General features: G+C 64.1%; 9 protein-coding genes. 7 read left to right on the top strand and 2 right to left on the bottom strand.

Going from position 1 to position 9,700, the window contains the following annotated elements:
- From RT028_RS10645 to RT028_RS10635, 3 genes are all read left to right on the top strand, one after another.
- Positions 1-1,435: diguanylate cyclase (locus tag RT028_RS10645; protein WP_312934751.1), on the top strand; the 1,435-nt coding region annotated here is incomplete at its 5' end.
- Positions 1,436-1,497: 62 nt separating this feature from the next.
- Positions 1,498-2,274 carry an N-acetylmuramoyl-L-alanine amidase gene (locus RT028_RS10640; RefSeq protein WP_312934750.1) on the top strand — a complete coding sequence of 259 codons (777 nt, stop codon included), beginning with the start codon at positions 1,498-1,500 and terminating at the stop codon, positions 2,272-2,274.
- 300 nt (positions 2,275-2,574) lie between these two features.
- Positions 2,575-4,203, top strand: a complete 1,629-nt coding sequence (locus RT028_RS10635) for an EAL domain-containing protein (protein ID WP_409567230.1) — start codon at positions 2,575-2,577, stop codon at positions 4,201-4,203.
- Positions 4,204-4,224: 21 nt separating this feature from the next.
- Here the strand turns inward: RT028_RS10635 and RT028_RS10630 are convergent, their stop codons facing one another.
- The gene (locus tag RT028_RS10630) at positions 4,225-6,003 is read right to left on the bottom strand and encodes a KinB sensor domain-containing domain (protein ID WP_312934747.1); all 1,779 of its coding nucleotides are present in this window, start codon (positions 6,001-6,003) and stop codon (positions 4,225-4,227) included.
- Positions 6,000-7,346: a sigma-54-dependent response regulator transcription factor AlgB gene (algB, locus tag RT028_RS10625; protein WP_296267233.1), complete on the bottom strand. Its 1,347-nt coding sequence runs from the start codon at positions 7,344-7,346 to the stop codon at positions 6,000-6,002. The genes RT028_RS10630 and algB overlap by 4 nt, the downstream gene beginning before the upstream one ends.
- A 221-nt stretch (positions 7,347-7,567) precedes the next feature.
- Between algB and RT028_RS10620 the strand changes: the two genes are divergently transcribed.
- The 4 genes from RT028_RS10620 (at position 7,568) to RT028_RS10605 (ending at position 9,500) form a co-directional block, all read left to right on the top strand.
- Entirely contained in the window at positions 7,568-8,386 is an 819-nt protein-coding gene (locus RT028_RS10620) for a BON domain-containing protein (protein WP_312934744.1), read from the top strand.
- Positions 8,387-8,562: 176 nt separating this feature from the next.
- Positions 8,563-8,859, top strand: coding sequence for a hypothetical protein (locus RT028_RS10615; RefSeq protein WP_312934742.1), 297 nt, complete (start codon positions 8,563-8,565; stop codon positions 8,857-8,859).
- 39 nt (positions 8,860-8,898) lie between these two features.
- Positions 8,899-9,066, top strand: a complete 168-nt coding sequence (locus RT028_RS10610; protein WP_312934740.1) for a DUF1328 domain-containing protein — start codon at positions 8,899-8,901, stop codon at positions 9,064-9,066.
- Positions 9,063-9,500, top strand: a complete 438-nt coding sequence (locus RT028_RS10605) for an inhibitor of vertebrate lysozyme family protein (RefSeq protein ID WP_312934739.1) — start codon at positions 9,063-9,065, stop codon at positions 9,498-9,500. Before RT028_RS10610 ends, RT028_RS10605 begins: the two co-directional genes overlap by 4 nt.
- Positions 9,501-9,700: the final 200 nt, after the last annotated feature.

Below are 9,700 nucleotides of genomic sequence, written 5' to 3'. Positions count from 1 at the left end.
GGCGATGCCTGAGGCTACCGCCGTGTCTGGCACAGCCGAGCTGCCCCCTGCTGCACTCAATCCGGCGCCAGCCCCCGCGTCCGCCGCGGCGACACCGGCCACGGTCGCAAGCACCGATAGCGAATCAGCCCGCGAACCCGTTGTCCACGCAGACCCTGCGCAGAGCGTGCCCACCCGCCAGACGTCGCTCGAAACGCCGATCACGCAGCCTGTCGACGACGCACCCGCCGACCCTGTGCCGCCCTCGCCACACGCCGAATCGGCACCCGGATCAGCGCCCATACCAGCGGCGCAGCTCGACGCCACCCCGTCGCTCCCGCTCCCTCCGCTGACCGACACCTATGCCAGCGAAGACGGCCCCTACGCCCTGCCCCATGCGGTCGAGCCGCCGTACAGCCAGGTCGCCGCGCACATCGAACACACCCTGCTTGGCCTGCTCGACGACCTCACCCTGCCCGAGCGCTACAAGGACCAGGCGCTGGGCATGCGCGAGCGCGTGGCGCGTGGGCTGAACTGGTACGAGCTGATCCCCATCCTCGACGACCTCGCCGTGCTGATGCTGGCGATCAACGACAGCGGCCAGCACGCGTTCGAGGCCTACCTGCAGGCGCTCAACGAACGGCTGGAGGCGTTTCACAGCCACTTGCGCGATGCCAGCGCCGGGCATGCCGATAATCAGGACGCGGCGCGTCAGCTCGACACGGCGTTGCGCGAGCACGTTGACGGCCTGCAGCACAGTGTGCAGGGCGCGCACGACCTGGACAGTCTCAAGCAGGTGCTCGACAGCCGCCTGGAAGGCCTGATCGGTACGCTCGACGAACATCAGCAGGCACGCGACCGCCGCGAGCAGGCGCTTGCCGAACGCCTGCAAGGGTTGGCCGCACGTGTGGCCAGCATGGAACAGGAAGCCCTGGGCTTTCGCGAGCACCTTGAGGAGCAGCGCCAGAAAGCCCTGATCGATCCGCTCACGGGCTTGCCCAATCGCGCGGCCTGGGCCGAGCGTGTGGCGCAGGAGTTGCACGCCTGGCAAGCCCAGGGCGGCCATCTGTCGATGGCCATCTTCGACCTCGACCACTTCAAGCGCATCAATGATGGCTACGGCCATCTGGCTGGCGACAAAGTGCTCAAGCTGGTCGCCAACGTACTGCGCAAGCGCCTGCGGGGTCGCGATTTCATGGCGCGCTTCGGCGGTGAAGAGTTCGTCCTGCTGATGCCGCAGACCGCGCCCGCTGCTGCGGCGCAGCATGTGGAAGGCCTGCGTGCGGCCGTAGAAGCGTGCCCCTTCCACTTCAAGGGCGAGCCGGTCACCATCACCACCTCGATCGGCCTCAGCGCCTTTCGCCCAGGCGAGGCCAGCGAGGTAGTGCTGGACCGTGCCGACAAGGCCCTTTACCGCGCCAAAGGCCAAGGGCGCAATCGCATCGAACAAGGTTGAGTGACGGCGGGGTGCGTGCGTTATGCTAGGCGCCACTGATTTCGACAGACCCACCACTCGCCATGAAAGCTCTCTTCACCGCTGCTCTGTTACTGCTCCTGGCCGGTTGCTCCAGCGGCCTGCGCATCGACCGTGATCATGTCTCGGCCAATCAGGACCAACGCATCCAGTTCGTCGTCCTGCACTACACCAACGCCTCGCTTGAACGCTCGCTGGCCCTGCTGACCCACGGCGAGGTCAGCAGTCATTACCTGATCGGTGACGGGCCGGCCACGATCTACCAGCTGGTCGACGAGAGCCGCCGTGCCTGGCATGCCGGCGACAGCCAGTGGGACGGCCGCACCTGGCTCAACTCCACCTCCATCGGCATCGAGATCGTCAACCCAGGCTTTACCGACACCCCGCAAGGGCGCGTCTGGCACCCCTACAGCGAGGCGCAGATCCAGTCACTGATCGCCCTGCTCAAGGACATCGTCAAGCGCAATGCCATTCAGCCGCGCTACATCGTCGGCCATAGCGACATCGCCCCCCTGCGCAAGCAGGACCCAGGCCCGCTGTTTCCCTGGAAGCGCCTGGCTGACGCCGGCCTGGGCCTCTGGCCCGATGCCAATGCCGTGGCCCAGCAACAAGCCTGGTTCACCTCCAATCCGCCGTCGATCAGCTGGTACCAGCAACAGCTGACCCGTTTCGGCTACGCCGTCTCGCAGACTGGCGAGCTGGACGAAGCCACCCGCCAGGTGATCGCAGCCTTCCAGATGCGCTTCCGACCACAGCGCTTCGACGGCCAGCCAGATGCGCAGACGGCGGCGATGCTGCAGGTGCTCAACCGGATGCGTTGAGTGGTTTGATCGGGCCGGCATGGCCGGCCATCGCGATTATCGCGACCAACCGAAGCGCCGGGCCGGTCGCTCCAGGGACCGTTTTTTTTCGCGAGCCCCGACTGCGCACCAGAGATCGAATAAGCCTGCCCAGGCCTGAAACCGCCGTGGCCCAGGTCAAGACACGCGCTACCACGAGCATCAAGCCACCCTCGCCCGTCGCAGCCGTCTGTGCTGCGCCCTTGGCGAAAGGTTCATGAAGGCCGCTAAACGGCCAGGCTGAAACGGTTCCCAGTTGCTATACCTTGGTGACTCAACCGGATGCCGCACATGCCCGTCCCCCCCTTATCGTTGCGCCAGATGATCCTTCGTCCCTGGCTATTGGCTGCGCTCGCTGCCCTGGCCAGTGCCGCGCTGTTGCTGGCGGCCAGCGTCGGCCTAAACCTGCAGCAGACCCGGCAAAACGAAAGCGCGCACATGAATGCCCAGGGCAAGCGCTTTCTCGAGCGCCTCGAACAGGTGTTCGGCGAGCTGCGCCAGGGCGTCGACACCCTGCAGGCGCAACCACTGCGCGGGTGTGATGGAGCCATGAAGGCTGCCCTGCAAGACGTTGGGCTGGGCTCGCGTTTCATCTATGAGGCCGCCTATGTCCACGGTCAGGTGGCGTGCTCCAACCGCGGCGGTGAGCGTGTCATCGAGCCGCAGCGGGTGGCTGACATTCAGGGCCCCACCTACAGCTACTGGCTCAACACCAGCACCGAACCCAACGACAACCTCGCAGCCCTGATGCTGGGGCGCGGCCGTTTTCTGGTCTCGACGTCACGTGGTCACCTGACTGATGTGGTCGATCTGCCCGCCGGCGGCAGCCTGCTGGTGGTGCTCGACCACGGCAAACGGGCCATCCCCGTGCTCGGCCCACCGCAACAGTGGCCGCCCACCCAGCCGTGGCCTCCGGCCTCGCAAAAACCCTTGGTGGAACTGGGCGACCGGCTGATGTACCGCATGGCCACTCGCTCGCCCGATTACCAGCTGGTGCTGATCGCGCCGCGCACGCGCCTGCCGCTCAAGCTCGACGGCCCGCTGTGGTTGCTGTTCCCAGGCAGTGTGGTGCTGGCCTGCCTGATCGGTTGGCTGGTGCTGCAGTTGATCCAGCAGCGCCGCTCCATGAGCGCCGAGCTGCAGAGCGCCCTGCGCCGCGGTGAGCTGCAGGTGCTGTATCAGCCGATCTTCGAACTGGCCAGCCGGCGCTGTGTCGGCGCCGAGGCCCTGGTGCGCTGGCGCCGCCACGATGGCAGCCTGACCAGCCCCGAGCTGTTCATCCCCCTGGCGGAAAACACCGGGCAGATTCGCCAGATCACCGATTTCGTGTTGCAACGCGTGCTTGAACAGCTCGGCCCGCTGCTGCGCAGCAACCGCCAGCTGTACATTTCGGTCAACCTGGCAGCCTGCGACGTCATGGCCCCACGCATCGGTCGCGTAGCGGCGCGCCTGCTGGCCCGGCACCGAGTCTCGGCCACGCAGATCGCTTTTGAAGTCACCGAGCGCGGATTGATCGACGTGGTGGTGGCGCGGGAAAACCTGCAAGCCCTGCGCGCCTCTGGGCATCAGGTGCTGATCGACGATTTCGGCACCGGCTACTGCAGCTTGTCGTATCTGCAGACTCTGCCCGTGGACTGCCTGAAGATCGACAAGGCCTTCATCGACGCCCTTGGCCATGACGCCGCCAGTAGCGGTGTGGCGCCGCACATCATTCGCATGGCGCATTCGCTGCATTTGCGGGTGATTGCCGAAGGCATCGAGAGTGAAGGCCAAGCCGTACTGCTGACCAGCGAAGGGGTGAACTACGGGCAAGGCTGGCTGTTCGCCCATCCGCTCAGCGCCCGCCAGTTCATCGGCCTGATTGCGCGGGGGCGCCGCATGGGCCAGCAGCGCCTCGACGACGAGCCCTGAAGGCCCGTCGCAGGCAGCAACTCAGACCGGCAAGGCCATGTAGAACTGCGTGCCCTGCCCGGGCCGCGAGAAGACCCCCATGCGGCCGCCATGCAGCTGCACGATTTCCTTGCACAGCGCCAGGCCCAGGCCGGCTCCGCCCTTCTTGCGACCCACCTGCACGAACGGCTCGAAGATCCGTCCTTGCTGACCGTAGGCAATGCCCTCGCCGCTGTCTTCCACGCTGATGATGACTCGCTCGGCATGCCGCCGTGCATGCAGGCGAATGCGCCCACCGCTGGGGGTGTGACGAATGGCGTTGTGCAACAGGTTGTCCAGCACCCGGTCGAGCTGGCTGACATCTGCCTGGATGCGCGGCAGCGGCAACTCCATCTCCACGACCAGCTCGATCTGCTTCTCGTGCGCCGAGGCCTCGAAGCGCTGATGGGTCCGCGCCAGCAATGCCTCGATATCGCACGGCGCCACGTCGAGCTTCTGCAGGCCGCTCTGGTAGCGCGAGAAATTCAGCAGGTCATTGATCAACTGGGTCAGGCGCTGCATCTCTTCGCCGATGGTGTCCAGCAGGTCGTACTCGCGTGTGTCGGCGGGGAACTTGATGCGCTCGCGGAACAGGCCGAACGCCATGTGCATGCCGGTGATCGGCGTGCGCAGCTCGTGGGAGGCGCGCAACACGAACTCACTGCGCACGCGCTCGAAGGCGCGCTGCTCGGTGACATCGCGCAGTACCATGACCGCACCGAGAATCGGCCCCTGCGGATGGCTCACCGGGGTCAGGCTGTAGCTCAGCAAGCGGGTTTCCTCGTCGATCTCCAGGCTGAGGTCGTCGGGTGGCCGATCGAGACTGCCGCCGCGCAGCACCTGGCGCAGTTGCTGCTCCAGCTCGGGCCGCTGCAGCGCCTGCTCCAGTGGCATGCCGATACGGCTGCTGTCCCAGCCCAACTGGCGTTGAGCGACCGGGTTGAGGTGTGCCAGGCAGCCTTGGGGGTCGATGATCAGCAGGCCGTCGTCGATGCTGTCGAGCACTGCCTGCAGGCGCTGCTGGCCGGCCATCACCTCATCGATATTGGTCGCCTGATGCTTGCGCAGTGCATCGGCCATCAGGCCGAAACGGCGGGTCAGCTGGTTCAGCTCATTGGCTTGGGCCACTGGCAGGGGCACGTTGAAGTCACCGCGTCCAACCTGATCCGCGGCACGGGCCAAGGCTTCGATCGGTAACCCGAACCGCCGGGCAATGCTGTGCGCGGTGATGAAACCGAGGATCAGCACGACCAGGCCGATCAACCCCAGAATGGCGCTGACCAGAAATGCCTGGTCGTGGTTACGTTCTTCATTTCGGTTGATTTCGTCCAGCGCACGGGTGCTGGAGGCGATCAAGCTGCGCCGAACCTGATCGAACGCGATACCCAACGGCTGTTCCAGGCCCATCTGGCGCGAGGGCGAGGCGCTTTCCCGATAGGCCTGCAAGAAGCCCAGGTAGCTACTGCTGACCTGGCCCAGCCCGGTGCGCTCACCGCCCTGCGCCAAGCCCTGATCGAGCAGCGCCTGGAACTGCCCCTGCAGGTCAGCGAGGCTTTCACGATTAGGGCTCTCGTCGAGAATCTGGGTCAGTTGCTCACCCAGGTTCTGGCGCAGTTTCACACCCAGCTCCAGCACATGACTGGTGTCCTTGAGCAGGCTCTGCTGCATCGAAGACATCTGCAGCACGCTCACCAGCCCCAGCAACAGGCCCAGCAACGCCACGGTGATCAGCGCCGAGATGCTCAGGAACAAGCGCGTGCGCAGCTTCATCGACCACTTCACAGGTTGTACTGCTTGCGCTTGCGGTACAGCGTCGAGGCATCGATGCCCAGGGTCTTGGCCGCCTGATCGAGGGTATCGCTGGTGGCCAGTACTGCGCCGATGTGCGCGCGCTCCAGCTCATCCAGGCTCAACGCCGCGCCCACACGCGGCGCATTGCCGGTCGGTTGCTCGCCCATGCCCAGGTGGCTGACCTCGACGCGTTCCTGCGGACAGATGATGCTCGCGCGCTCGATCACGTTGCGCAGCTCGCGAATGTTGCCGGGCCAGCGGTAGTTGAGCAGTGCCGCACGTGCTTCATCGGAAAAGCCACGCGCCGGGCGTGAGTAGTCCTTGACGAAACGCGCCAGGAAACGCTCGGCCAGGGTCAGGATGTCTTCACTGCGCTCGCGCAGTGGCGGCAAGTGCAAGGTGATGACGTTCAGGCGGTACAGCAGGTCCTCACGGAAACGGCCTTCGCGCACCATTTCTTCCAGGTTGAGGTTGGTCGCCGCCAGGATGCGCACGTCGGCGCGGCGCGTGACCGGGTCACCGACCCGCTCGTATTCCTTGTCCTGGATGAAGCGCAGCAGCTTGGGTTGCAGGGTGAGCGGGAAGTCGCCGATCTCGTCGAGGAACAGCGTGCCGCCATCTGCCTGATTGACCCGGCCCAGGGTGCTTTCGCTGGCGCCGGTGAACGCGCCGCGGCTGTGACCGAACAGCTCGCTTTCCATCAGCTCGGCGGTGAGCGACGGGCAGTTGATGGTCACGCAGGATTTGCGCGCGCGTTTGCTCCAGCCATGAATGGCCCGCGCCAGTTCACCTTTACCGGTGCCCGACTCACCCAGGATCAGGATGTTGGCATCGGTGATCGCCACCTGTCGCGCGGTTTCCAGCACCACCATCATGGCCGGGCTGTGCGAGTCGAGCCCGTCCTTGGGCTTGCGCACCTCGCCTTCCAGCGCTTCGAGCCGTGCCGAGAGCTGACGTACCTCCAGCTGTTTGGCCGTGGCCAAACGCAGTTGATCGGGGCTGCACGGTTTCACCAGGTAATCAGCCGCGCCTGCCTGGATGGCATCGACGGCGGTATCGATGGCCGAGTGGGCCGTGACGATCACCACACGCATCCACGGCGCCTGGATGCGCATCTGTGCCAACACGTCCAGGCCATTGTCTTCACCCAGGCGCAGGTCGAGGAAGCACAGGTCGAAGACCTGGCGCTGCAGCAGGGTCTCAGCCTGGGACGCGCTGTTGGCCGTCGCAACGCTGTAGCCCTCGTCTTCCAGGCAATAACGGAAGGTACGCAGGATCGCAGACTCGTCGTCCACCAGCAGAATGCGGCCTTGGTTGTCCGGGGCGGATTCCATATTTCCTACGCTCCTTTGGGAATAGTCAGACTTAGTGTCGGAAATATCGGGCAAGTTGCATGGTCTTTTCCTGATACATCCGGAGTTTGCAATGCTAGCCGGTTGCCTTCAGGTTAGCTAACTCGTTGAAACATTGAATTTTTCCGATGGATTTTGCGCTGGCATGGCCATTGCGGGGTCCACAGATTGTTTAAACGCTTTACACATCACAGGAGATTTCCATGAAGCGCGCCCCTTCCCTCGCCGTATTTGCCCTCAGCGTCATGGCCACTGCCTGCGCGTTTGCCGACCCTGTGCAAGACGCGCGGACCGAAGGCAGCGTGCAGACTGCGCTCTCGCTCAACCGGGTGCTCAACCCGTTCAGCATCCGGGTCGAAGTGCAAGGCGAGCAGGCGCGGCTGAGCGGTGAAGTGGAAAACCAGGTGGAGCGCGACCTCGCCGAGCACGTGGCGATGGCCACCAAGGGGATTGCCAAGGTCGATAACCAACTGAAGGTCAACGCCGAGCTGGTCGAGCATCCGCTGGAGGCCCGCGCATACGCCCAGCGCCTGGACGATGCCACGCTGGCCGCCATGGTCCGTGCACGCCTGGTGTGGAGCCGGGTCACGGAGAAGTCGCCGATCGAGGTGCAAAGCCGCGAGGGTGTCGTGACGCTGCGCGGCCGTGTCGCCACGGCCGAGGCCAAGGAGCTGGCGGGCGTCATTGCACGCACGACCGACGGAGTCCACCTGGCCAACAACCTGGTGAGCCTTGATAGCGCCGCCATGGCCGAAGCGCGCAACAACCCCGTGGATGCGCCCTCGGGCCCGCAGCCCAGTGATGCCTGGGTACTCGACAAGATTCAGAACAGCTACCGGTTCAGCCGTAACCTGGATGGCGCGACCATCCGCGTGGTGAGTGAGGAAGGCATGGTGCGATTGTCAGGCGAGGTGGTGAGCCAGGAGCTGAAGAAGGTGGCCGTCGAAATCGCCCGGCAGATCGTCGGTGTGCGGGGCGTGGACGCCGACATGCTGAAAGTGGCGACCAAGGTCGAAGGCTAGTTCTTGCAAATTGCACGACCTTGGAGGGGTCATCGTGCAGGATACGTCCCAGGACCCCTTCCGACTTGCAGTTAACTCATTGATTTAACTGAATATTTATTCTTTTCAAAGACTGGCATGCAGGCTGCAATCATCTGGATAAGTTCGAAAAGAAAAATTCAGCAGGAGCAGCCGGCATGACTCGCCAGACCACACATACTCAGCAGACCCTCAATACCTTGCCACTGCGCAAGCTCGTGCTGCTCGGTGTCGCTTTGGTACTGACCGTGGTTGCCGGCCAGTTCTATCACAGCGTGCAGACCGCTCGTCTGGCCGATCAGGTCGCTGCACAGACTGCACTGCTTGCCACGATGAAAGCCGATCGCAGCCAGTCGCTCGTTCAAGCCGCTGAAAAGCCGCAGCAAGCGCCGCGTGCCAAGGCTTCCCCTGCCACCATCGATACCGTAGTTCCTCAGGAGCGCTGGGTCTTCTAAGGCCCGACTCACTGATCCCATAGAGAAAGGAGAATCACCATGCTGAGTTGGGCACTTACCTTCCTGATCATCGCCATCGTCGCTGGCTACTTTGGTTTCGTAGCTGTCGCAGGCGCTGCCACGGGTATCGCGAAGATCCTGTTTATCCTCTTCCTGGTACTGTTCGTTGCGTCCTTCTTCTTCGGCCGAGGCCGTGGTCGTCCATGAACAACCTGCTTCGACACACGCTGGCCGCTGCCCTGTTGTTGGGCAGCAGCACAGCGACGTTGGCGGCCAATGACGGCCAGGTGTACCTGAACCAGCTGCTGGGATCGGGTAACGAATACCGTGGAGCTTGGCAGGATGCCATCAAAGGTCAGGAGCGTTTGCCGGATTGGGTCATCAACCTGTCGGGCACCGCGCAACAGCAGATGTCTGCCACCACCGAAGACGGTGACAAGTACCTGGTCGGTTCGCTCTGTGAGAGCGAGCAGACGTGTTCGCAGAAGCGCCTGGTCGCCGCCTTCAGCTGGGACAAGGACGATGCCTACGGGCTGCTCGTCGAAGCGCCTGCCGAATCATCCCCTACGCACGATCCGCGCTTGCGCTGGATCGGCGACCCGGATGACGGCATGAAGGCGATGCTCAAAGAGCAGCTTTGAATGCGGGCCGCGGGGTTTCTGACCAGCGGCCGCGTACTGTAATCATCTGGACGCGGAACTTCCTTAGTGTTTCAGCTTCCATGATGCGCCGCACCGATGAGGCGTGGCACATGACCAAGGGGCTGGGCTGTTCTGACTGATGCGTAGTCGGAGCGGCCTAGGGGTACAGGGAGTACCTCCGTCAAGGGCCGGGTCAGGAA

This window comes from Pseudomonas sp. (assembly GCF_032058845.1).
Classification (GTDB): domain Bacteria; phylum Pseudomonadota; class Gammaproteobacteria; order Pseudomonadales; family Pseudomonadaceae; genus Aquipseudomonas.
Note: the sequence above shows the minus strand (reverse complement) of the source record. Positions and strands in the feature narration are given on the sequence as shown.

Coding starts and splice junctions, on each gene's coding strand:
- RT028_RS10615 (WP_312934742.1), top strand. CDS start 8,563: ATGACTCGCCAGACCACACATACTCAGCAGACCCTCAATACCTTGCCA.
- RT028_RS10605 (WP_312934739.1), top strand. CDS start 9,063: ATGAACAACCTGCTTCGACACACGCTGGCCGCTGCCCTGTTGTTGGGC.
- RT028_RS10620 (WP_312934744.1), top strand. CDS start 7,568: ATGAAGCGCGCCCCTTCCCTCGCCGTATTTGCCCTCAGCGTCATGGCC.
- algB (WP_296267233.1), bottom strand. CDS start 7,346: ATGGAATCCGCCCCGGACAACCAAGGCCGCATTCTGCTGGTGGACGAC.
- RT028_RS10640 (WP_312934750.1), top strand. CDS start 1,498: ATGAAAGCTCTCTTCACCGCTGCTCTGTTACTGCTCCTGGCCGGTTGC.
- RT028_RS10610 (WP_312934740.1), top strand. CDS start 8,899: ATGCTGAGTTGGGCACTTACCTTCCTGATCATCGCCATCGTCGCTGGC.
- RT028_RS10635 (WP_409567230.1), top strand. CDS start 2,575: ATGCCGCACATGCCCGTCCCCCCCTTATCGTTGCGCCAGATGATCCTT.